This window comes from Rhodococcus sp. Z6_132 (assembly GCF_058133635.1).
The window spans coordinates 78,814-100,958 of record NZ_JBYUNP010000003.1; the positions used below are offsets into that span (position 1 = coordinate 78,814).

A 22,145-nucleotide genomic window follows, 5' to 3' on the forward strand; every position below is an offset into this window, starting at 1 on the left:
GTCAGACGCGGTCGTCCACGGTGAACTTGGTCAGCGAGGGGGCCCCGGCCAGCAGCGGTCCCAGCTCGGTGATCGCGCCCGGCCCGGCCCGGAACTCGCGGTAGGCGGCGTCCGCCTCGGCCGACGCCCACTGCTCGCTCACCAGCCAGTGCGCCTCGTTGGACTCGTCCACCAGCACCTCCACGCCCAGGCAGCCCTCGAACGCCCGGGTGTCGGTGAGCACCTGGTGGAACAGCTCGCGGGCCTGCTCCACCGACTCGGGCTTGAACAGCAGGTCCAGGTGCGCGGTGATGGCCATGGTGGCTCCTCGGGTTGCGGGGTGGCTGGGTTGTGGTCTGGATCTCAAGTTGTATCAGGCACCATGGGCGCGTGACCGTCGTGGGAGTGCTGCTGGCCGCCGGAGCCGGCACCCGGTACGGCAGCCCCAAGGCGCTGGCGCACGACGGGTCCTGGCTGCGCGGGGCGGTGACGGCGCTGCGTGCCGGCGGTTGCGACCAGGTGGTGGTGGTGCTGGGCGCGGCGGCAGAGCAGGCCCGTGCCCTGGCGCCCGAGGGTGTCGAGGTGGTGATGGCCGCGGACTGGCAGAGCGGGATGGCGGCGTCGCTGCGGGCGGGGCTGCGGGCGGCGCGCGAGCGCGACGCCGGTGCGGCGCTGGTGCAGCTGGTGGACACCCCGGACGTGGGCGCGGACGTGGTGGCGCGGGTGCTGGGGGTGGCCGCCGGTTCGCTGGACACTGCGCTGGTGCGGGCGAGCTTCCACGGTGCGCCGCGGCACCCGGTGCTGTTCGGGCGCCACCACCTCGGTGCGGTGATCGACACCGCCACCGGCGACGCGGGTGCGCGGGACTTCCTGCGCGGGCGCCCCGACGTGGTGCTGGTGGAGTGCGGTGACCTGGCCACCGGGGCTGACCACGACACTCCGGAGCCAGCCTGACTGGTCCGCCGGCGCGCGGCAGCTGGCTGGCCAACAGCAGGTTCCCCCGTCGCACGGAAGGGGGAACCTGCTGCGTCAGTCGGAGTGCTACTGCGGCCAGACCTCGGAGATCGAGATGCCGTTGCCCGCGACGTGGTCACCGTCGTGGTCCGGCTCCATCGTGCAGATGAAGCCCCAGCCGTCGGGGTCGGTGGCCTCGCAGCACGGGGTGGCGTCGGTGCGGTTCGGACGGGGGTCAGGGTCGTGGACCCGGTGGTGAGCAGACATGCAGGCTCCTCGGAGAAGACGCCCGGCGAGAGCTGTTACCCGCCGACGAGAGCGTCTTGGTCTCCGTCAGCCCGGCGCACCCGCCACCAGCTGAGCTCCTCATGAGTCACCGCGTCATTGTGGCATCGAGGCGAGACGGAAACACCCCTCGTCCTCCAGGCAGTGCGCCGCGACGTCAGCTGAGAAACTGCTGCAGCAGCGTGGTGCACTCCTGGGGTCGCTGCTCCACCAGGAAGTGCCCGGCGTCCACCGCCTGGCCACGCACGTCAGAGCCGTACCCGCGCCACACGGCGAGCGGGTCGTAGAGCTCGGCCACCGCGCCGCGTGCGCCCCACAGCGCGAGCAGCGGCTGGGTGAGCAGCCGGTCGGCGTCGGCGCGGTCGTGGGCGGCGTCGATGGACAGCGCCGCCCGGTAGTCCTCGCACCAGCCGCGCACGGTGCCCGGGTCCCGGGCGCAGCGCTCGTACTCCGCCAGCGCCTCGGCGTCGTAGTCGTCCAGGCTCCCGCCCAGCGCCCCGAGGTTGGCGTGCAGGAAGAACACCGGGTCGCCGCCGATCAGGGTCTCCGGCAGCGGCTCGGGCCGGCTCAGGAAGAACCAGTGGTAGTAGCGCTGGGCGAGGGTGAGGTCGGCGGTGGCCAGCACGTGCGCGGTGGGCACGATGTCCAGCACCGCCAGCCGCTCCACCCGCTCGGGGTGGTCCAGCGCCATCCGGTGGGTCACCCGAGCGCCGCGGTCGTGGCCCACCACGGCGAAGCGGTCGTGGCCCAGCGCCCGCATCACCGCCACCTGGTCGGCGGCCATCGCCCGGAAGCTGTGCGCGGCGTGGTCGTCGCTCGCGGCGGGCTTGCTGGAGCTGCCGTAGCCGCGCAGGTCGGGCACCACCACGGTGTGCTCGCGGGCGAGCGCCGGCGCCACCCGGTGCCACATCGCCGAGGTCTGCGGGAAGCCGTGCAGCAGCAGCACCGGCGGGCCCGACCCGGCGTGGCGGACGGCGATGGTGGCGTCGCCGGTGTCGAGGTGGTCGGTGGCGAAGTCAGGAAACAGCACCGGCTGATCCTGCCCGCTGGCTCCGCTCGTGGCCGAACGGAACCCGTCTAGGGTGCGAGGGTGGACATCACCTCTCCCGTTGACCTCGCCGCCGCCCTGCGCGACGTCGGATACCTGCCGGACGAGGGCATCGCCACCGCGGCGTTCCTGGCGCTGAAGATGCAGCGCCCGCTGTTCTGCGAGGGCGAGCCGGGCACCGGCAAGACGGCGCTGGCCATGGCACTGGCCCGGGCGCTGGACGTGCCGCTGGTGCGGCTGCAGTGCCACGAGGGCATCGACGCCAGCCAGGCCCTCTACGACTGGGACTTCCCCCGCCAGCTGCTGCACCTGCGGGCGCTGGAGAGCGGTGGCGGACCGGTGGACGACACCGAGCTGTACTCCGAGCGCTTCCTCATCGCCCGCCCGCTGCTGCAGGCGCTGCGGCAGGCGCCGTGCGTGCTGCTGGTGGACGAGATCGACCGCGCCGACGACGAGTTCGAGGCGTTCCTGCTGGAGGTGCTGGCCGAGAACAAGGTGAGCATCCCCGAGCTGGGCGAGATCCGCGCGGAGGTGCCGCCGCTGGTGGTGCTCACCTCCAACCGCACCCGCGAGGTGCACGACGCGCTCAAGCGGCGCTGCCTCTACCACTGGCTGGAGCACCCCGACCTCGAGCGGGAGGTGGCCATCGTGCACGAGCACCTCCCGGAGGCGCCGGAGACGCTGGTCAGCCAGGTCGCCCAGGCCAGCCGCACCCTGCGCACCCTGGACCTGCTCAAGCCGCCCGGGGTGGCCGAGACCCTGGACTGGACCGCCGCGCTCACCGCGCTCGGCCGCACCTCCCTGGACGTGCAGAGCGCTGCCGCCACGCTGGGCGCGGTGCTGAAGTACCGGGAGGACAACGACAAGGTGATCAAGTCCGGCCTCGACGCCCTGCTGTTCGGGTGAGCGGTGCCGCCATGACCGCTCCCCAGGCAGCGCCGGCCCCGCGCCAAACGTCCGAGCAGCCGGCCCAGCCGGTGCTGGGGCTGCTGGGCTTCGTGCGGGTGCTGCGTGCGGCGGGGGTGGCCGCCGACGCCGGTCGCGGACTGGCGTTCGTCGCCGCCGTCTCCGAGCTCAGCGCCGCCAGCCCCGACCAGGTCTACTGGGCCGGGCGCATCACCCTGTGCTCGCAGCCCGACGACCTGCCCCGCTACGACGCCGCGTTCCTGGCCTGGTTCGGCGCCACCACCACCCGCTCGGCGACCAGCGAGGAGCTGGTCTCGCTGCCCAGCGTCAGCGCCTCCCTCACCGGCCCCCACCCGCAGACGGGTGCGGACACCGAGGAGGCCGAGCAGCTGAGCACCGCGGCCAGTGCCGAGGAGCGGCTGCGGCACAAGGACTTCAGCGAGCTGAGCGCCGCCGAGCGCGAGCACCTGCGCAGCCTGCTCACGGCCCTGCGCTACCGCCCGGCCACCCGGCGGGCGGTGCGCCGGCGTCCGGCCCGCCGCGGGAGTGTCGATCCCCGCGCCACCGTGCGCTCCATGCTGCAGGCCGGGGGCGAGGTGGCGCGGCCGTCGATGCACCGCCGCAGCCGTCGACCGCGCCGGCTGGTGCTGCTGGTGGACGTCTCCGGCTCCATGACGCCCTACGCCGACGCCCTGCTCCGCTTCGCACACGTGCTCACCACGGCCGCGCCGGCCACGGTGGAGACCTTCACCCTGGGCACCCGCCTCACCCGGCTCACCCGCGCGCTGCGCCACCGCGACGCGGAGATGGCCCTGCGCCTGTCCGCGGCCGCGGTGCCCGACTACGCAGGCGGCACCCGGCTGGGGGAGACCCTCAAGGTCTTCACCGACCGCTGGGGGCAGCGGGGGATGGCTCGTGGCGCGGTGGTGGTGGTGTTCAGCGACGGCTGGGAGCGCGGCGGCGCTGAGCTGCTGGGCGAGCAGGTGGGCCGCCTCGCCCGGCTGTCGCGCGCGGTGGTGTGGGTCAACCCGCACGTGGGTCGAGCAGGGTACGAGCCCGTGCAGTCGGGCATCGTGGCGGCGCTGCCGCACCTGCACGAGCTGGTGTCCGGACACTCGCTGGAAGCCCTGGACGAGCTGTTGGAGGTGGTGGCAGGTGCGTGACGTGCTGGACGAGGCCGAGCACTGGTGGCGGCGGGGCGAGCCCATCGCGCTGGCCACCGTGGTGGGCACCTGGAAGTCCTCGCCGCGGCAGGCCGGGGCGTCGATGATGCTCGGCGGCGACGGCGCCGTGGTGGGCAGCGTCTCCGGCGGCTGCGTGGAGGGTGCGGTGTACGAGCTGGCCCAGCAGGTGGTGGCCGACGGGGTGCCGCAGCTGCAGCGCTACGGCGTCTCCGACGACGACGCGTTCACCGTGGGCCTCACCTGCGGCGGCATCCTGGACGTCTTCGTGGAGCGCATCGACCCCACCAGCTTCCCCGAGCTGGGTGAGGTGGCCGAGGCGATCCGCGCCGGGGTCCCGGTGGCGGTGGCCACCACCACCCGGCACCCCGACCCCGCGCGGGTGGGGCAGCGGCTGGTGCTGTTCGCCGACTCCACCAGCGGCACCCTGGGCTCGGCGCGCAGCGACGCCGCCGTCACCGACGACGGCCGCGGGCTGCTGGCGGCCGGGCGCAACGCCATCCTGGAGTACGGCCCGGACGGGGAGCGGCTGGGCGACGGCATGGAGGTGTTCGTCTCCTCCTACGCCCCGCGCGCCCGGATGCTGGTCTTCGGTGCCATCGACTTCGCCGCTGCCGCCGCGAAGATCGGGGCCTTCCTCGGCTACCGGGTGACCGTGTGCGACGCCCGTGCGGTGTTCGCCACCCCCCAGCGGTTCCCGGACGCCGACGAGGTGGTGGTGGAGTGGCCGCACCGCTACCTGCGGGCCGAGCGCGACGCCGGACGCCTGGACGGGCGCACGGTGCTGGCGGTGCTCACCCACGACCCCAAGTTCGACGTGCCGCTGCTGGAGCTGGCGCTGGGCGACGAGGACTGGAAGGTGCGCCCGGCCTACGTGGGGGCGATGGGGTCACGGCGCACCCACGACGACCGCGAGGCGCGGCTGCGCGAGCGGGGGGTGACCGACGCCCAGCTGGCCCGGCTGCACAGCCCGATCGGGCTGAACCTGGGTGCCCGCACGCCCGAGGAGACCGCGGTGTCCATCGCCGCGGAGATCATCGCCGCGCGCTGGGGCGGCGACGGGGTGCCGCTGACGCGGACCGACGGTGCCATCCACCGGCCCGGCTGAGGCGCCTCGGGAAGCAATCGGGCGTCGTCACGGTTGGTAACTGTGCACCCGGGGAGTCACCCGGGAGAGCTCTGCTCGAGGAAAGGCTGATCGCTGTGACCGTCCCACTCTCCATCCTGGACCTTGCCCACATCGGTGAGGGCGAGACCGTGCGCGAGAGCTTTGACCGCAGCGTGGCGCTGGCGCAGCGCGCGGAGCAGCTGGGCTACCGCCGCGTCTGGTACGCCGAGCACCACAACATGGGCACCATCGCCTCCTCCGCCACCGCCGTGCTCATCGCGCACGTGGCCGCCAACACCGAGCGCATCCGGCTGGGCGCGGGCGGCGTGATGCTGCCCAACCACGCACCGCTGACCATCGCCGAGCAGTTCGGCACCCTGGAGACGCTGCACCCCGGGCGCATCGACCTCGGGCTGGGTCGCGCGCCGGGCAGCGACCAGCAGACCATGCGCGCCATGCGGCGCGACCCCGCGTCGGCGGAGAGCTTCCCGCAGGACGTGCAGGAGCTGCAGGGCTACCTGGGGGAGGAGTCGCTGATCCCCGGCGTCAACGCCACCCCCGGCCGCGGCACCCACGTCCCGCTCTACATCCTGGGGTCCTCGCTGTTCGGCGCCCGGCTGGCCGCGGCGCTGGGCCTGCCCTACGCCTTCGCCTCGCACTTCGCCCCTGGCGCCCTGCAGGACGCGGTGACCATCTACCGGCGTGAGTTCCGCCCGTCGGCGCAGCTGTCCGAGCCCTACGTCATCGCCGGGGTGAACATCGTGGTGGCCGACACCACCGAGGAGGCCGAGCTGCAGCTGCTTGCTGCCCGGCGGGCCCGGGTGTCGCTGCTGCTGGGCCGTGGGCGCACCTTCACCGACGAGGAGGCCGACATGATCCTGGAGGCCCCCGCCGGCCAGCAGATCCGGCAGATGACGCACTACTCCGCGGTCGGCACCCCCACCGAGGCGCGGGAGTACCTGGACAAGTTCGCCGTCCACGCCCAGGCCGACGAGCTGATCGTGGCCTCGGCCAACGACCGCAACAGCTGGCTGCGCTCCTACGAGCTGCTCGCCGAGGTCAGCGACATGGGCGTTCCCGCGTGAGCCTGCGGAGCTGCGCGGCGTGAGCCCTGGCAGACTGCGGCCGTGACACAGGCGGCCTCGGCGCAGGAGGAGGACGAGCCCGCCCAGCCCGCGGAACCGGCAGCGCTGCCCTACTGGGCGCCGTCGTGGCTGCGTGGCCGGGTGCGTCCCACCCGGATGCGCCCCGACCACGTGGTGCGCCAGTTCATCCGCTTCGCGCTGGTGGGCGGGTCCAGCAACATCGTCTACGCCGGCACCTTCACCGTGCTGGCGGCCTGGGGCTACCTGGTGGCCAACGTGGTCGGCGTGGTGCTCAGCACCGCCCTGGCCAACGAGCTGCACCGCCGGCTCACCTTCAACGCTGCCGAGCGGGTGAGCTGGTGGTCGGCGCAGTGGGAGGGTGGCGCGCTCGGGCTCATCGGGCTGGTGATGAGCTCGCTCACCCTGGGGGTGCTGCACGTGTGGTTCCCCGGGGCGGCACCGCTCACCCAGGTGCTGCTGGTGATCGCGGTCAGCGCGGTGGTCGGGGTGCTGCGCTTCGTGGCGCTGCGCGGCTGGGTGTTCACCCCCCGCCGCCAGGGCGTCGACGCCTGACGCTGCCCGGCGCGCGGTTCACGAACTGGAAACAGCATGGACGCGAGGACGGAACGCTGCCCGTGTTGCATGACTCCTGACTCGCCCGCAGGGGCGAGGCGCACCTAGGGTTCCGCCGGCTCGCCGGGACTGGACCGAGGGGTGCAGCGGCGGCCGAGCGGCCGGCGTCCACGGCGGGACAAAAGCCCGGGAGACCTTCAGACGGCGTGCTCTGCCTGCGCCCACCCTGAGCCTCCGCAGGAGCAGTCATGTCCTTGGCCCCCTCTTTTCGCTGCGCCCGCAACACCGGTGGTGCCTCGTGAGCACCCCGGCCTTCACCGAGATTCCTGAGGTCGACGTCTCGGGGTTGTTCAGCGACGACCCGGCCGACCAGGCTGCGGTTGCCGCCCAGCTGGGCGCGGCCGCGCGCGACGTCGGCTTCCTCTACGTCACCGGCACCGGTCTCGACCCCGCGCTCTACGACGACCTGGTCGCCGCGGCCCAGCGGTTCTTCGACCAGCCCGACGAGCGCAAGATGAGTGTCTACATCGGACGGTCGAGCAACCACCGCGGTTACGTGCCGGTCGGTGAGGAGGTGCTGGGCGGGCAGAGTCGCGACCTGAAGGAGGCTTACGACCTCTCCCTGGACCTGCCCGCCGATCACCCCGCGGTGGCCGTCGGACCCGGGCTGCTCGGACCCAACCAGTGGCCGGACCTGCCGGGCTTTCGGGAGCAGGTCGGGGCGTACTACGACGCGGCCATGGCGCTGGGCCGAGTGCTGCTGCGCGGCTTTGCCATGGCGCTGGGCGAGGACCCGGCGCTGTTCGACAGCCACGTCACGACCCCGCCCAGCCAGCTGAGGCTGATCCACTACCCCTACGAACCCGACGCCCACGACGTGCAAGGCATTGGTGCCCACACCGACTACGAGTGCTTCACCCTGCTGCGCTCCACCGCCCCCGGGCTGGAGGTGCTCAACGGCGACGGGGTGTGGATCGACGCCCCGCCCCGTCCGGACGCCTACGTGGTGAACGTCGGGGACCTGCTGGAGGTGTGGACCAACGGCCAGCTGGTGGCCACCACCCACCGGGTGCGCAAGGTGGCCGAGGAGCGCTGGTCGTTCCCGCTGTTCTTCAACGTCGACTACGACACCGTGGTGGCCCCGCTGCCGCAGTTCCTCGCCGAGGGCCAGGAACCGGGCCCGGGCATCGTCGCCGGCGACCACCTGCTGGCGCAGACCGCACAGACCTTCACCTACCTGCAGCAGCGGATGGCCCGCGGCGAGCTGGTGCTGCCCGACGGCGCCCTGGGCCGGGGCACCTTCGGCCAGGGCGCGCGGCAGGAACAGGCCTCGTGAGCGCGCTGCAGTGGGCCGAGCAGGCGTGGCCGGAGCTGCAGGGCCTGGGCGCGCGCCCCGACGGCGGTCACGACGTGGGCCTGGTTCCCGTCGGCGCCGTCGAGCAGCACGGTCCGCACCTGCCCACCGGCACCGACACCCTCGTCGCCGCCGCGGTGTGCGAGGCGGCGGCGGCACGGTGCGGGGCGATCGTGCTGCCGCCCATCCCGGTGGGCTGCAGCTACGGCCACGGCACGGTGCTGCCGGGAACGCTGTCGGTGAGCCCGGAGCTGCTGGCCCAGGTGGTGCGCTCCTACGCCGAGTGGGCCGCAGCATCGGGGTTGCGCCGGTTGCTGTTCGTCAACGCGCACATGGGCAACGCCGCCGCGCTGGGTATCGCCACCGACCACCTGAGGCTGTTCCGCCCCGACCTGCGGGTGGGTTTCCTGGACTGGTGGGACGCCGATCCCACCGTCCGGGCCGAGCTGACCAGCGACGGGGAGGACATCCATGCCAACCGAGGCGAGACCGCCATGGTGATGGCCGTCGCGCCGCACCTGGTGCACCTCGACCGCTGTGCCGACGGCGACGACCCGGACCGCACCGCTGACCTGGTCTTCCGCTACACCGCACCGGCGCTGTCCACCAACGGCGTCACCGGACGGCCCTCCGAAGCCACCGCCGAGCTCGGCCACTCCCTGCTCGACCGAGTCGCCGACGCCATCGCCGACCGCGTCACCCGGGGCCGCACCGAGGAGCCACCGCTCGGTCCCGCCCCCACCCCGACCTTCACTGCCTGCTGACCAAGGAGACCCTGATGGACACCACGCACGGGATCAACCCTGCCCACACCCAGCTCGCTGCCGAGCTGGCCGCCGACGGCGTCAAGTACGCCGTGGGTGGCTGGATCGACGTGCACGGGCGCAGCAAGTCCAAGGTCGTGCCGATCGACCACCTGCCCAACCTGCTGGCCGGCTCCGAGCGCTACACCCCACGCGGCATCAGCGGTCTCGGCACGATGACCCCCAACGAGGACGAGTCGGTGGCCATGCCCGACCCGGCGACGCTGCGGGTGCTGCCCTGGGACCGCAGCATCGCGTGGATGGCCGCCGACCTGCTCTTCGACGGAGACCAGCCCTTCGTGCACTGCCCTCGTTCCATCCTCAAGCGCCAGGTCGCTGCCGCGGCAGACGCGGGTTTCGCCATGAACCTCGGAGTGGAGACGGAGTTCTTCGCCTTCGACCCGGCCTCGCTGGAGCGCGCCGACGGCTACCTGGTGCCGACGGCGCGCAGCGGCTCCATGCGGCCCACCCCGGCCTACGACCTGGAGCCGACGCTGGACGCGATGCCGTTCCTGGACGCCATGGTCTCGGCCATGCAGGAGTCCGACTTCGGTGTCTACAGCTTCGACCACGAGGGCGGCGACGCTCAGTTCGAGTTCGACTTCGACTACGCCCCGGCGCTGGTGATGGCCGACCGCATCTCCTTCTTCCGGCTGATGGCCCGCCAGGTCGCCAAGCAGCACGGCCTGCTGGCCACCTTCATGCCCAAGCCCTACACCGAGTCCTGGGGCAGCGGCCACCACTTCAACATGAGCCTGGAGGACGTGGGCACGGGGGAGAACCTGATGCGCGACGCCGGTGACGTGCGCGGCAAGGGCTGGAGCAAGATCGCCTACTGCTTCACCGCGGGGATCATGAAGCACGCCGGCGCGCTGTCGGCCATCACCACGCCCACGGTGAACTCCTACAAGCGGCTCAACCCGCGGCTGGCCGACGGCAGCGCCTCGTGGGCGCCGGTGTACTCCGCCTACGGCGAGCAGAACCGCTCCTGCATGCTGCGGCTGCCCAAGAACCGGCCCGCGGTGGAGAACCGGGTGGTGGACTCCGCGGCCAACACCTACCTGGCGGCGGCGTTCCTGCTCGCCGCCGGCCTGGACGGCATCGCCAAGGGCATGGACCCGGGCGAGCCGGTGGACAGCGCCCTCACCGACGGCCGCCAGCAGCTGGGCACCAACAGCACCCGGCTGCCGCGCACCCTGCTGGAGGCGACGGAGGCGTTCGAGCGCGACGAGCTGGTGCACGAGGTGTTCCCCGGCGGGTTCGTCGAGGACTACGTGAACATGAAGCACGCCGAGTGGGACGAGTACCACGCCCAGGTCACTCCCTGGGAGCGCGACCGCTACCTGCTGGGGCTGTGAGGTGGCTCCCGTAGCGGTGGTCACCGGTGCCAGCCGCGGCCTGGGCCGGGGCATCGCGGAGTCCCTCGCCGACGCCGGCCACCACCTGGTGCTCGGCTACTGCTCGGACGCCGCCGGAGCGGAGGCCACCGCGCAGGCGGTGCGGTTGTGCGGGGTGCGGGCGGTGACCGTGGCCGGCGACGTCCGCGAGGCCGCCACCGCCGCCGCCCTGGTGGCCGCCGCTGCCGAGCTCGGCGACCTGGCGGTGTGGGTGAACAACGCGGGGGTGTCGCTGCTGGCACCGGTGCAGGACACCCCCGCCGCTGAGCTGGAGCGGATGCTCGCGGTGAACGTGCTGGGCACGCTGCACGGCATCCAGGCGGCCACCCCGGTGCTGGTGGCACGCGGGTCCGGCCGGATCGTCAACCTGGCCAGCGACCTCGGCGTGCAGGGTGGAGCCCTGCTGGGCGCCTACGCCGCCAGCAAGTTCGCCGTCGTCGGGCTCACCCAGTCCACCGCGCTGGAGCTGGCCGCCACCGGGGTCACGGTCAACGCGGTGTGCCCCGGCACCTGCGAGACCGACATGGTCGACGCCGAGTGGCACAGCCAGGCCGTGCACACCGGCGCCAGCCCCGACACCGTCCGCGCCGGGTACCTGGCCGCCATCCCGGCCGGTCGCTTCTGCACCCCCGCCGACGTGGGTGCCGCCGTCAGCTACCTCGCCAGCCCCGCGGCCGGCTACGTCACCGGCCAGTCCCTCTGCGTCAACGGCGGATCCGTCCTGCACTAGCCCCGTCCTGCACCAGCCCAGTCCTGCCCCAGCCCCGTCCTGCACCAGCGCCTCGTCCCACCTCCTCGCCCCGCTGCACCCGAGAAAGGTCTCCCATGAAGCGAACCCGAAAGTCCCGGATGGCGGTGCTGGCCGGTCTGGCCACCACGGCCGCGCTCGTCCTCTCGGCCTGTGGCGGCGGGGCCTCCGGCGGAGGTGCCGGCGGCGACACCTTGCGGCTGGCCTTCAACGCCGACATGCAGGTGCCCGACCCGGACATCTTCTACGAGATCGAGGGCAACGCCCTCACCACCTCGGTCTACGAGGGCCTGGTCCGCTACAAGCCGGACTCCACCGAGGTCGAGCCGGCCCTCGCCTCGTCCTACACGGTGTCCCCGGACGGCAAGACCTACACCTTCGCCATCCGTCCGGGCGTGACCTTCCACGATGGCACCTCGCTGGACTCCGCCGCGGCCAAGACCAGCTTCCAGCGCCGGCTGGACGTCAACAGCGCCCCGGCGTACATGCTCAGCGAGGTGGTGGACATGACCACCCCGGACCCGATGACCTTCGTGGTCACCCTGGGCAAGCCGGTGAGCGCGTTCCTGGACTACCTCGCCGCCCCCTACGGACCCAAGATGGTCAGTCCCAAGGTGCTCGCCGACCACGCCGGCTCCGACCACGCCCAGAGCTACCTCAAGGACCACGACGCCGGCACCGGCCCGTTCACGCTCACCGAGTTCATCAACGGCCAGCGCTACGTGCTCAGCCGCTACGACGGGTACTGGGGGACCAAGGCCGCCTACGGCAAGGTGGTCTTCTCGATCATCCCGGACACCTCCACCCAGCGGCTGCAGCTGGAGGGCGGGCAGCTGGACATGAGCCTGCACGGCTTCACCACCGACGACATCAGCTCGTTCCGCAGCAACCCCGGCTTCACCGTCACCGACTTCCCGGCGGTGTTCAAGAGCTTCCTGTTCCTGGACGAGAACAAGGGGGTCTTCACCGACCAGAAGGTGCGTCTGGCGGTGCGTCAGGCCCTGGACCGCGAGGAGCTGGTGCGGACGGTCTACGGCGACCGGGCCACCCCGAGCACCCAGGTGTACCCGGCGGCGCAGCAGGCGACCGGGGGCTCCACCACCGCACCCGTCGACCCGTCGGTGCTGAAGAACCTGGTGAGCGGGCTGGGCAACAAGAAGGTCGACCTGGCCTACGTCAACGATGACTCCACCAACCAGCGGATGGCCGAGCTCATCCAGACCAAGCTCTCCGCCGCCGGCCTGCAGGTGACCACCCGGCCGATCCCCATGGCCCAGGCCTTCGACCTGCCCAACCAGCCGGAGAGCGCCCGGCCGGACATGGTGCTGTCCACCCTCAACCCCGACGCGGTGCACCCGGACACCTACGCCCGCATCTTCATGAGCACCGCGGGCTCGCTGAACTGGCTGCAGTCCTCGGTGCCCGCCGCCGACGCGGCCATGGACCGCGGGCTCAACGCCGCCGATCCCGCCGAGGTCAGCAAGGCCTACGCCGCGGCCGGTGACGCCATCGCCGCCTCCGGGCTGTGGCTGGACATCGCCGACGTCAAGGAGACGGTGATCGCCCGCAAGGGCATCGGCAACCTCGTCCACCAGCTGCCGACCCTCAACACCGTGCGTCTCGGCGACCTCGTGAAGGAGTGACATGACCCTCTCTGCGGCCCCGGGCCACACCCCCGTCTCCACTGCCGCCGAGGCCCTGGTCTCGGTGCAGGACCTGCACGTCACGTTTCAGCGCAACGGCAGCGAGGTGCCCTCGCTCCGGGGCGTGTCGCTGGAGATCGGCCGCGGAGAGATCATCGGGCTGGTCGGCGAGTCAGGATCGGGCAAGAGCGTCCTCGGGCTCTCCCTGCTCGGCCTGCTGCCGACCAGCCCGGCCCCCCGGACGTCGGGGCAGGTGGTGGTGGCCGGCACCGACGTGCTGACCGCCACCGCGGAGCGGCGCCGGCTGCTTCGCCGCGACCACCTCGGTGCGGTGTTCCAGGACCCGATGACCTCGCTGAACCCCACGATGCGGGTGGGCAGGCAGGTCGAGGAGAAGGCGGGTTCCGCCCAGGAGGCGCTGCGGCTGCTCGACGCCGTCGGGGTGCCGCAGGCCAAGTCGCGCCTGCGGGCCTACCCGCACGAGCTCTCTGGTGGACTGCGCCAACGGGTGATGATCGCGATGGCCGTGGCCGGCAGCCCCTCGCTGGTGGTGGCCGACGAACCCACCACCGCCCTGGACGTCAGCGTGCAGGCACAGATCCTGGAGCTGGTGGTGAGCCTGCGCACGGAGCTGGGTTGCTCCTTCGTGTTCATCACCCACGACCTCGGGGTCGCCTCGGAGATCGCCGACCGCATCGCGGTGCTCTACGGCGGGAAGCTGCTCGAGGTGGGCCCCACCGCCGCGGTGCTGGAGGCGCCCCGCCAGCCCTACACGCTGGGGCTGCTGCAGACCCGGCTCACTCCGACGTCGGACCGCGCGCACCCGCTGCCCACCCTGGGCGGAGAGCCGCCGAGCCCCAAGGACCACCCGCCCGGGTGCCCGTTCGGCCCCCGCTGCGCGCTGCACGTGGCGGCCTGCGACGAACCGGTGCCGCTGGAGGCGGCGGCCCCCGGGCACCTGGTGGCCTGCACCCAGCCCGAGCGGCTGGACGAGCTGGCCCGCGCACTGGCCTCCACCGCGCAGTGGCCCGCCGGGCCGGTGTTCCGCCAGGTGCAGAAGGAGTACCCCGGCGTGGTGCTCACCGAGGTGCGCAAGGCGTTCCCGCTCGCCGGTGGTGGCACCCTGCAGGCGCTGGACGGGGTGGACCTGTCAGTTCAGCCCGGGGAGTGCCTGGCCCTGGTGGGGGAGAGCGGCTGCGGCAAGTCCACCCTGCTGCGGGTGGTGGCCGGGCTGGTCCCGCCCGACTCCGGCGACGTCGAGCTGGGCCGTGGGGGGCGTCCACAGATGGTGTTCCAGGACGCGGGCTCGTCCATGACGCCGTGGTCGACCATCGGTGACCTGCTCACCGACCGGCTGCGGGCCGAGGGAGTGCCCCGGCGGGAGCGGGCCGCGGCGGTGCGCAGCGCGCTCGCCCTGGTGGGTCTGCCCGCCGAGGTGGCGTCCGCACGGGCTCGTCAGCTCTCCGGGGGGCAGCGCCAGCGGGCGTCGCTGGCGCGAGCGGTGATCGTGCCGCCCCGGGTGCTGCTGTGCGACGAGCCGACCTCCGCGCTGGACGTCTCGCTGGTGGCCACCGTGCTCAACCTGCTGGGTCGGCTGCGCCGCGAGCTGGACATGGCGGTGCTGTTCGTGACCCACGACCTGGCTGCCGCCCGGGTGGCCGCCGACCGGATCGCGGTGATGACCAAGGGCCGCATCGTGGAGGAGGGCGACGCCGAACAGGTCGTGGACGCACCCTCGCACCCGTACACCCGCGCGCTGCTGGACGCCGCCCCGCGACCCGGCCGCCGCCGCACGGGCACCCTGCTCACCACCGAGACAGGAGCCGCGTGATGGTGACGACAGCGGATCGCACGAGACCAGCACTGCAGCGGTGGGGCAGGGGCCGGACGGCCGGGGCCCACCACGTGCTGCGCCGGCTGGGCATCAGCGACACCGCGGCCCTGGCTGCGCTGGCGGTGGTGTTCGCGGTGGCCCTGCTCGCCCCGCTGCTGGCCCCGCACTCCACGTCGGTGCCGGCCGGCGAGGCCTTCCTCGCCCCGGGCGGCGGGCACCTGCTGGGCACCGACGAGGTGGGCCGCGACATCTTCTCGCGGGTCCTGGAGGGCATCCGCTCCTCGTGGCTGTCGGCGCTGCTGGTGATCGCCTCGGGAGTGGTGGTGGGCGGGCTGGTCGGTGTGGTGGCCGGCGCCGTGGGTGGCTGGGTGGACTCGCTGCTGATGCGCCTGACGGACGCGTTCCTGGCGCTGCCCGGGCCGCTCCTGGCGATCTGCGTGGTGGCCGCCCTCGGTCCCTCGCTGACCCACACCCTGCTCGCCGTGATGATCGTGTGGTGGCCGTTCTACGCCCGCATCGTGCGTGGCGAGGTCCGGGCCCAGGCCGCCCGCCCGCACGTGGAGGCCGCCCGGCTCTCCGGGGTGGGTCCGGTGCGCATCGCGCTGAAGCACCTGCTGCCCGGGGCGCTGGTCTCCACGCTGGTGGCGGCCAGCCTGGACATGGGCAACCTGATCATCACCCTGGCGGCGCTGTCCTTCCTCGGCCTCGGTGCCCCCGCCCCCGCGCCCGAGCTGGGCGGGATGGCGGCACGAGGCATGTCCAACCTGCTCGAGCACTGGTGGGTGCCGGTGATGCCCGGCGTCGCGGTGCTGCTGCTCGCCCTGGTCGCCAACCTCGCCGGTGACGCGCTCCGCAACCTGCTCGCCGACCGATAGGAGACCGACGTGCTGCGCTTCGTGCTCACGAGAGTGGCTGGCGCCGTCGCGGTGCTGCTGTTCCTCACCGCGGTGGTCTTCCTGCTGCAGAAGAACACCCCCATCGACAGCGTCCGGGCCAAGCTGGGGGCCAACGCGTCCCAGCAGCTGGTGGATGCCGAGACCGCTCGGCTCGGGCTGGACCGTCCGCTGGTGGTGCAGTACGTCGACTACGTCGGCGGCCTGCTGCACGGCGACTTCCAGGACTCGCTGCGCACCCGCCAGCCGGTCTCCGCCGACCTGGCCACCTACCTGCCCGCCACCGTGGAGCTGATTGTGGCGGCGCTGGTCCTGGCGGTGGTGCTGGGCACCGGGCTGGGCATCGCCGCCGCCTCGCGCTGGCGCGGCGCCGGGGTGCTCAGGGTCGGGCTGGTCGCCGGGGCCTCGGCACCGGTGTTCCTGCTGGCGGTGCTGGGGATCCTGCTCTTCTACCGCACCCTCGGTTGGCTGCCCGCCACCGGCAGGTCGTCCTTCTACGACGCCCCCGACGGGCCCACCGGGCTGCTCGTCGTCGACTCGCTGGTGCAGGGGCGGATGGACGTCCTCAGCGACGCGATCCGCCACCTGGTGATGCCGGCCGTCTGCCTGGCGCTGGGCCCGGCAGTGGCGATCGCCCGCACGCTGCGCAGCTCGCTGCTGACCAACCTGCAGGGCGACCACGCGCGCACCGCCCGCGCCAAGGGCCTGCGCGAGGTGCAGGTGCTGCTGCGCCACGGGCTGCGCAACTCGGCGGGCCCGGCGCTGTCCATGGCCGGCGTGCAGGTGGGGCTGATGTTCGCCGGCGTGGTGGTGCTGGAGTCGGTGTTCGCCTGGCCGGGCATCGGGCTGTACGTGGTGCAGGCCATCCCCCGCGCGGACTTCCCGGCCATCGCCGGGGTGACGCTGGTCCTCGGAGCCATCTACGTGGTGGTCAACTCCGTCGTCGACTTGCTGCAGGCGGCCGCCGACCCCAGGATCACCCGATGAGCGTGCGCAAGGTGGTCCCGCTGACGCTGGGCTACGAGGACCTGCCGCTGGCCTACTCGCTGCTCGGCGCACCGGCGGGTGAGCGCATCCGCGAGCCCGTGCCCGCCGTCCTGCTGGACACCACCGACGGCTGGGTGCTGCTGGACACCGGCTTCAACACCGAGCTGCTGACCAACCCGGTGCTGCGCGAGCGGTACCACCCGCGGGAGTCCTCCATCCAGCCGTCGCTGCCGCCGGGCGAGGACGCCCCGCTGGAGCAGGGCCTGGCCCGGCACGGCCTCACCGTGGCCGACATCGCGGTGGTGGCGGTGTCGCACCTGCACAACGATCACTGCGGCGGGCTGCACCACTTCGCCGGGAGCGACGTCCCGGTGCACGTGCAGGACGCGGAGCTGGCCTACGGCCTCAGCGCCGACGACGCCGTGGATCACGGCATCTTCCGGGCGGACTTCGACAACCCGGGGCTGCAGTGGGTGCGCGCGCAGGGCGACGCCGAGATCGTGCCCGGGGTGTCGGCGGTGCTCACCGCCGGGCACACCCCCGGACACCAGAGCTTCGTGGTGGACCTCGAGGACGGCAGCGGCTACGTGTTCGCCTTCGACGCCGCCGACCTGCAGGTCAACCTGGACGAGGAGCGACCCGTCGGCGGCACGGTGCACGTGCCGGCCGAGGACACCCTGGGCCCGATCCTGCGGCTGAAGGAGATCGCCCGGAGCACCGGCTACCGCCTGGTGCCCGGCCACGACCCGGAGGTCTGGCCGGCGCTCACCGCCGAGCTGGCGTGATCCCGGCCGATCGCATCACTCACCGTTGACCAGCGCGCCGACGGCGTGCGACGGTTCGCCCATGTCCGCCCCCGCGCGCTCCACCCGAGGTCAGCACCGCACGGCTGCGCTGGTCCACGCCGCCGCCGGGCTGCTGCTGGAGCGCGGGATCACCGCGATCAGCCACCGCTCCGCCGCCCGACGAGCCGACCTGCCGGTGTCCGCGGCCACTCACTACTTCCCGGACCTCGAGGACCTCAAGCACGAGGCGCTCGCCGCAGTGATCCAGCGCTGGACCATTGCCACCCACGAGCTGGTCGGTCGGTTGCCCGAGCGCCTGGAGACGCCCGACGCGCTGGCCGCCGCCGTGCTGGAGATCGCCACCGCCCGCCCGGCGGAGGCGTCCTCGGCCACTCCGACGGGGGTGATGGCCATGTACGAGCGCTACCTGGAGGCCGGTCGGCACCCGCGCATGCGTCCGCTGGTGCACGACTACAACGCCGAGCTGCTGCGGCTGGTGAGCGTGGTGCTGGCCAAGGGTGGGCTGCCCGCCGACCCAGCGACAGCCCGGCTCACCCTCGCCGTGGTGGACGGGGTGGCGTTCTTCGACATCGCCGAGGGAGTGGCGCCGGCGTCGGCAGCCACGCAGGCGCTGGCTCGGATGCTGCGGCTGATGTACGCCGAGAAGAGCTAGCACCACCCGCGACCCTGGCTTGGTGCAGCGCCACCCCCCAGCGCTGCGCATCCCTCGCGGCCAGGGCGACGAATGGCTGGGAGAAGACGCTACGCGGCCGGTCAGGACACCGCGACCGGCTCCTCGGGGTCGCTGTGCTGGCGGGTGTCCCTGGCGTCGAGCTGTTTGAGGATCTGCTCGCCCTCCACGTCCACGTTGGGCAGGATGCGGTCCAGCCACCTCGGCAGCCACCACGCGGCCGAGCCGAGCAGAGTCATCACCGCCGGGATGATCACCATCCGCACCACGAAGGCGTCGAACAGCACGGCAGCGGCGAGGGCGAACCCGATCGACTTGATGAAGGCGTTGTCGCCCAGCATGAACGAGCCGAACACCGACATCATGATGATCGCGGCGGCGGTGACCACCCGAGCACCGTGGTGGAAGCCGGAGGTCACGGCGTCCTTGGGCGTCGCGCCGTGCACGTACTCCTCCCGCATCCGGGTCACCAGGAACACCTGGTAGTCCATGGCCAGGCCGAACACCACGCCGATCAGGAAGATCGGCATCATGCTGACGATCGGCTGCGGGTTGGCGATCAGCCCGAGGGCGCCCTCCTGGAAGATCGCCACGGTGGCCCCGAACGTGGCCAGCACGCTGAGCAGGAAGCCGAGCGTCGCCGTCAGCGGCACCAGGATCGAGCGGAACACCAGCATCAGCAGCAGGAACGCCAGCCCGATCACCACGGCCAGGTAGGGCACCAGCGAGCTGGACAGCCGCTCGGAGACGTCGCCCTCGATGGCGGTCTGGCCGGTGACCCCGATGCTCACTCCCGTGGTGCGGTTGAGCTCGCCCTCGGCGTCGCGGATGTGGCTGACCAGGTCGTGGGTGGCGGTGCTGCTGGGCGAGCTGGAGGGGATCACCGTCAGCTGCGCGGTGTCTCCGGCCGGGTTGACCGCCAGCACCTGGGCGTTGGCCACGTCGCCCTGGGCCTTGATGGTGGCGACCACCTGGGCGAAGGCCTCGGCCTTGGGCACGGTGGCCTGGGAGGCGTCCACCACCACGATCAACGGGCCGTTCACGCCGGCGCCGAACGCGCCGGTGACCAGGTCGCTGGCCTTGCGCTCGGTGGTGTCGGGGTCGGCGGTGGAGTCGTTGGGCAGGGCCAGCTCGAGGTTGGCGGCGGGGATGGCCAGCACGCCCAGCAGCACCACGCCGGCCACCAGGGTGAGCACCGGGACGCGGCGGACCAGCCGCGCCCAGCGCAGGCCGTTGGTGACCAGGTCCTTGTTCTCCTCGGCGTCGTGGTCGGTGATGCCCTTGATCCGGCCGGCGAAGGCCTTCTCGCCGAGCAGGCCGAGGATGGCCGGCAGCAGGGTGAGGGCGAGCACCACGGCGATGGCCACGGTGAACGCGGCGGCGTAGCCCATGGTGGCCATGAACGGGATGTTCACCACCCGCAGCGCCACCAGGGCGATGATCACGGTGAGTCCGGCGAACACCACCGCAGACCCTGCGGTGCCCACCGCGCGCCCGGCCGCCTCCTCGCGGTTGCCGACCTTGCCCACCTCGTTGCGGTAGCGCGAGAGGATGAACAGCGAGTAGTCGACCGCCACCGCCAGGCCGATCATGATGGCCAGCGTCGGGGTGGCGGAGTTGAGGTCGAAGAAGCCGCTGGCGGTGGTGATGGCCAGGCTGCCCACCGCGATGCCGATGATGGCCATCAGCAGCGGCAGCCCGGCCGCCACCAGCGAGCCGAAGGTGATGGTGAGGACCACGGCGGCCACGGCCAGGCCGATCAGCTCGGCGGCCTGGCCGCCGGCCTGCTCCGCGGCGGCGGTGCCGGTCATCTCCACCGTCAGCCCCTCGCTGCGGCCGAGCTCGGCGGCGGCCTTCAGCTGGTCGCGGGTCTCCGGGGTGATGTCGGTGATCGCGCCGGTGAAGCTCATGGAGAGGTAGCCGACCGTGCCGTCTGGGCTCAGCGGCGACAGCGCCGCGGCGTCCTCCGGCGACTTGCCCGCCCCCTCGGCGGCCTGCACCAGCGCAGCGGCGGCCACCACCGGGTTGACCAGGGTGTCCGGACTCTTGGCCTGGGCGATCGTCTTGAGGTCGGCGACGACCTTGTCCATCGCCGCCTGGTTCTGCGGGGAGCTCAGCGTCTGGCCCGCCGGCGCGGCAAAGATGAACCGCTCGGTGGGGGTGTTGATCAGGTCGTCGGCGCCGGCCGAGGGAAAGCGCTCCTTGAGCAGCTCCTGGGCCTCCGTGGCCGGGGTGCCGGGGATGGAGAAGGTGTCCACCGTCGGTCCGGACAGCGTGGAGGCGGTGACACCGAGCAGCACCAGCAGGAACACCCACGCCCCGATGACGCGGCCCTTGCGCCGGTAGGCCAGCTTTCCCAGCCGGTAGAGGTAGTTCGCCATCAGGACTCCAGGGGTGAGGCGGGGCAGTGCTGGGCACGACGGCGCCCTCTCCCGGCGCGTCCGATGGTCAGGACCCGCTCAGCCAGCGTGAGCGCGGCAGCAGTCGACCAAGCGTGTATTCACCTGTCCGCCAGGGCAATGTTGCGGCGGATGCAAAAAAGTGATTCTGGGCACACTGCGCCGGGGCGCCACCAGCGCCGGTGGCGGCTCAGCCCTTGGCGACGCGCAGCGCGGCAGTGATCATGGGGACCTGCAGGGGCAGGCGAGCCAGGGCCACGGCCTGCAGCGGCTTGGACCGGGACACCACCTTCACCGAGTACACGTTGGCGGGGAAGACGCCGACCAGCACCGCGGCGCTCACCCAGCCGCCCAGGCGTCGAGTGGCAGGGACGAGCAGCAGCGCCGCGCACGCCGCCTCGGCAACGCCGCTGACGTACACCCAGCGCCGGGCGTCGCCGATGCCCGGCGGGATGATCGGCTCGAACACCTGCGGGCGCACCGCGTGCACCACCGACGACCCGCCGAGCCCACCGGCGAGCAGCGCCACCCGACGGTGCTCGGGGTTGCGCAGCAACCGGGTCGCGCGCACCAGGGCGGCCCCGGGCAGGGCGTTGGTCAGCACTCGGGCGGCTCTCGTGCGGGGGGCTCTCATGCGGCGATCCTGTCAGGACGGAGGCGTCAACGTGCGCAGGCCGGCGGCGAGCACCGACGCGCCCTCCCGCAGCAGGTCGACCAGCTCCAGCGTCTCGTCGTCCAGCCACTGCTCGTAGGCGGCGATGGCCACACCCAGGAACATCCACGCCACCGAGCGGGCCAGGTGGTCGTCGTCGGCCACGCCCAGCCGGCGGGCGACGTGCTCGGCCACCACCTGTCGCCAGCCGGCGTACATCAGGGCGGAGTGCGCCTGCAGCGCCGGGACGCCGAACACCAGCCGCATGCGCTGCCGGTGCCAGGGGGCCTCCGCGGCGGGGAAGGTGTTGAAGTCCACCAGCGCCCCGCCCAGCTCCTCGGCCAGCGGGGTGCCCGGGGGCAGCGCGACCAGGAAGGCCCGCATGCGGGCCAGCTCGGCGTCGAAGTCGCCCCAGGGGATGTCGTTCTTGGAGGCGAAGTAGCGGAACAGCGTGCGCCGGGAGATGTGCGCCGCCTCGGCGATCTCGTCCACGCTGGTCTCGTCAAACCCGTTGCGCGCGAACAGGGGTAGTGCGATCCGGCTGATGGACGCCCGGGTGGTGGAGGGGCGGCGTCCGGCGCGGGCGGCCAGGTCGTCGACGCGCACGGGACCTTCCACAGCGGTGTCCACCTGCCTTCCGTGCTGGTCCAGGTACCTCCTGGCTTTCCTTCGGCACTGAGTGCCATTATGGTGCCTGTCACACCGCAACGGTGATCCCGCCAACACTCTGGAGAGTCCCATGGCCGAGCAGACCGCCCCCCAGTCCACCGACGAGCCGATGGTCGAGGAGACCCTCGTCGAGGAGGTCTCCATCGACGGCATGTGCGGCGTGTACTGAGC

Annotated in this window: 23 protein-coding genes and 1 riboswitch; of the genes, 17 read left to right on the plus strand and 6 right to left on the minus strand. The window is 72.6% G+C overall.

All coding sequences use genetic code 11. The features are described from left to right. Nucleotide 1 precedes the first annotated feature (1 nt). Nucleotides 2-298 carry a putative quinol monooxygenase gene (locus tag AC3YO9_RS13530; protein ID WP_489983533.1) on the minus strand — a complete coding sequence of 99 codons (297 nt, stop codon included), beginning with the start codon at nt 296-298 and terminating at the stop codon, nt 2-4. A gap of 71 nt (nt 299-369) precedes the next feature. Between AC3YO9_RS13530 and AC3YO9_RS13535 the strand changes: the two genes are divergently transcribed. Then, on the plus strand, nt 370-933 hold the full coding sequence (locus AC3YO9_RS13535; protein WP_489983534.1) for a nucleotidyltransferase family protein: 564 nt from the start codon (nt 370-372) through the stop codon (nt 931-933). 87 nt (nt 934-1,020) lie between these two features. Here AC3YO9_RS13535 and AC3YO9_RS13540 read toward each other — a convergent pair whose 3' ends face one another. Both AC3YO9_RS13540 and AC3YO9_RS13545 read right to left on the minus strand, forming a co-directional pair. Then, nucleotides 1,021-1,200, minus strand: coding sequence for a hypothetical protein (locus AC3YO9_RS13540; protein WP_127781963.1), 180 nt, complete (start codon nt 1,198-1,200; stop codon nt 1,021-1,023). A gap of 175 nt (nt 1,201-1,375) precedes the next feature. Beyond that, nucleotides 1,376-2,248 carry an alpha/beta hydrolase gene (locus tag AC3YO9_RS13545; RefSeq protein ID WP_489983535.1) on the minus strand — a complete coding sequence of 291 codons (873 nt, stop codon included), beginning with the start codon at nt 2,246-2,248 and terminating at the stop codon, nt 1,376-1,378. Nucleotides 2,249-2,308: 60 nt separating this feature from the next. On the opposite strand from AC3YO9_RS13545, the gene AC3YO9_RS13550 reads away from it, so the two are divergent. The 15 genes from AC3YO9_RS13550 (at nt 2,309) to AC3YO9_RS13620 (ending at nt 18,236) form a co-directional block, all read left to right on the plus strand. Beyond that, complete coding sequence (locus AC3YO9_RS13550; protein ID WP_206518080.1) at nt 2,309-3,172, plus strand: AAA family ATPase; 864 nt, start codon at nt 2,309-2,311, stop codon at nt 3,170-3,172. Nucleotides 3,173-3,183: 11 nt separating this feature from the next. Further along, entirely contained in the window at nt 3,184-4,335 is a 1,152-nt protein-coding gene (locus tag AC3YO9_RS13555; protein ID WP_489983536.1) for a vWA domain-containing protein, read from the plus strand. Continuing rightward, complete coding sequence (locus AC3YO9_RS13560) at nt 4,328-5,461, plus strand: XdhC family protein (protein WP_127781965.1); 1,134 nt, start codon at nt 4,328-4,330, stop codon at nt 5,459-5,461. The genes AC3YO9_RS13555 and AC3YO9_RS13560 overlap by 8 nt, the downstream gene beginning before the upstream one ends. Before the next feature lie 95 nt (nt 5,462-5,556). Next, nucleotides 5,557-6,546: an LLM class flavin-dependent oxidoreductase gene (locus AC3YO9_RS13565; protein WP_489983537.1), complete on the plus strand. Its 990-nt coding sequence runs from the start codon at nt 5,557-5,559 to the stop codon at nt 6,544-6,546. A 156-nt stretch (nt 6,547-6,702) separates the two neighbouring features. Next, a complete protein-coding gene (locus AC3YO9_RS13570; RefSeq protein WP_489984057.1) occupies nt 6,703-7,119 on the plus strand; it encodes a GtrA family protein in 417 nt (138 codons plus the stop codon). A 93-nt stretch (nt 7,120-7,212) separates the two neighbouring features. After that, a riboswitch (guanidine-I (ykkC/yxkD leader) is annotated at nt 7,213-7,314 on the plus strand. A gap of 103 nt (nt 7,315-7,417) precedes the next feature. Next, nucleotides 7,418-8,455, plus strand: a complete 1,038-nt coding sequence (locus tag AC3YO9_RS13575) for an isopenicillin N synthase family dioxygenase (protein WP_489983538.1) — start codon at nt 7,418-7,420, stop codon at nt 8,453-8,455. Beyond that, nucleotides 8,452-9,237, plus strand: coding sequence for a creatininase family protein (locus AC3YO9_RS13580; RefSeq protein ID WP_489983539.1), 786 nt, complete (start codon nt 8,452-8,454; stop codon nt 9,235-9,237). The genes AC3YO9_RS13575 and AC3YO9_RS13580 overlap by 4 nt, the downstream gene beginning before the upstream one ends. 14 nt (nt 9,238-9,251) lie before the next feature. Continuing rightward, nucleotides 9,252-10,634 (plus strand): glutamate--ammonia ligase, encoded by a 1,383-nt coding sequence (locus AC3YO9_RS13585; protein WP_489983540.1) that lies wholly within the window; start codon nt 9,252-9,254, stop codon nt 10,632-10,634. A 1-nt stretch (nt 10,635) separates the two neighbouring features. Beyond that, nucleotides 10,636-11,403 (plus strand): SDR family NAD(P)-dependent oxidoreductase, encoded by a 768-nt coding sequence (locus AC3YO9_RS13590; protein ID WP_127781969.1) that lies wholly within the window; start codon nt 10,636-10,638, stop codon nt 11,401-11,403. Between the two features lie 95 nt (nt 11,404-11,498). Continuing rightward, the gene (locus AC3YO9_RS13595; RefSeq protein WP_489983541.1) at nt 11,499-13,064 is read left to right on the plus strand and encodes an ABC transporter substrate-binding protein; all 1,566 of its coding nucleotides are present in this window, start codon (nt 11,499-11,501) and stop codon (nt 13,062-13,064) included. A 1-nt stretch (nt 13,065) separates the two neighbouring features. Then, nucleotides 13,066-14,895 carry a dipeptide ABC transporter ATP-binding protein gene (locus tag AC3YO9_RS13600; protein WP_489983542.1) on the plus strand — a complete coding sequence of 610 codons (1,830 nt, stop codon included), beginning with the start codon at nt 13,066-13,068 and terminating at the stop codon, nt 14,893-14,895. After that, on the plus strand, nt 14,895-15,773 hold the full coding sequence (locus AC3YO9_RS13605) for an ABC transporter permease (RefSeq protein WP_489983543.1): 879 nt from the start codon (nt 14,895-14,897) through the stop codon (nt 15,771-15,773). Before AC3YO9_RS13600 ends, AC3YO9_RS13605 begins: the two co-directional genes overlap by 1 nt. A 9-nt stretch (nt 15,774-15,782) precedes the next feature. Continuing rightward, nucleotides 15,783-16,778: an ABC transporter permease gene (locus AC3YO9_RS13610; protein WP_489983544.1), complete on the plus strand. Its 996-nt coding sequence runs from the start codon at nt 15,783-15,785 to the stop codon at nt 16,776-16,778. Further along, nucleotides 16,775-17,563 (plus strand): N-acyl homoserine lactonase family protein, encoded by a 789-nt coding sequence (locus AC3YO9_RS13615; protein ID WP_489983545.1) that lies wholly within the window; start codon nt 16,775-16,777, stop codon nt 17,561-17,563. Before AC3YO9_RS13610 ends, AC3YO9_RS13615 begins: the two co-directional genes overlap by 4 nt. Before the next feature lie 61 nt (nt 17,564-17,624). Beyond that, nucleotides 17,625-18,236, plus strand: a complete 612-nt coding sequence (locus tag AC3YO9_RS13620) for a TetR/AcrR family transcriptional regulator (protein ID WP_127781975.1) — start codon at nt 17,625-17,627, stop codon at nt 18,234-18,236. Nucleotides 18,237-18,337: 101 nt separating this feature from the next. Here AC3YO9_RS13620 and AC3YO9_RS13625 read toward each other — a convergent pair whose 3' ends face one another. From AC3YO9_RS13625 to mftR, 3 genes are all read right to left on the minus strand, one after another. Then, on the minus strand, nt 18,338-20,635 hold the full coding sequence (locus AC3YO9_RS13625; RefSeq protein ID WP_489983546.1) for an MMPL family transporter: 2,298 nt from the start codon (nt 20,633-20,635) through the stop codon (nt 18,338-18,340). Between the two features lie 208 nt (nt 20,636-20,843). After that, nucleotides 20,844-21,287 carry a DoxX family protein gene (locus AC3YO9_RS13630; protein ID WP_241249651.1) on the minus strand — a complete coding sequence of 148 codons (444 nt, stop codon included), beginning with the start codon at nt 21,285-21,287 and terminating at the stop codon, nt 20,844-20,846. A 12-nt stretch (nt 21,288-21,299) separates the two neighbouring features. Beyond that, on the minus strand, nt 21,300-21,911 hold the full coding sequence (gene mftR, locus AC3YO9_RS13635; protein ID WP_489983547.1) for a mycofactocin system transcriptional regulator MftR: 612 nt from the start codon (nt 21,909-21,911) through the stop codon (nt 21,300-21,302). Nucleotides 21,912-22,044: 133 nt separating this feature from the next. Between mftR and mftA the strand changes: the two genes are divergently transcribed. Further along, the gene (mftA, locus tag AC3YO9_RS13640) at nt 22,045-22,143 is read left to right on the plus strand and encodes a mycofactocin precursor MftA (RefSeq protein WP_127781978.1); all 99 of its coding nucleotides are present in this window, start codon (nt 22,045-22,047) and stop codon (nt 22,141-22,143) included. Nucleotides 22,144-22,145: the final 2 nt, after the last annotated feature.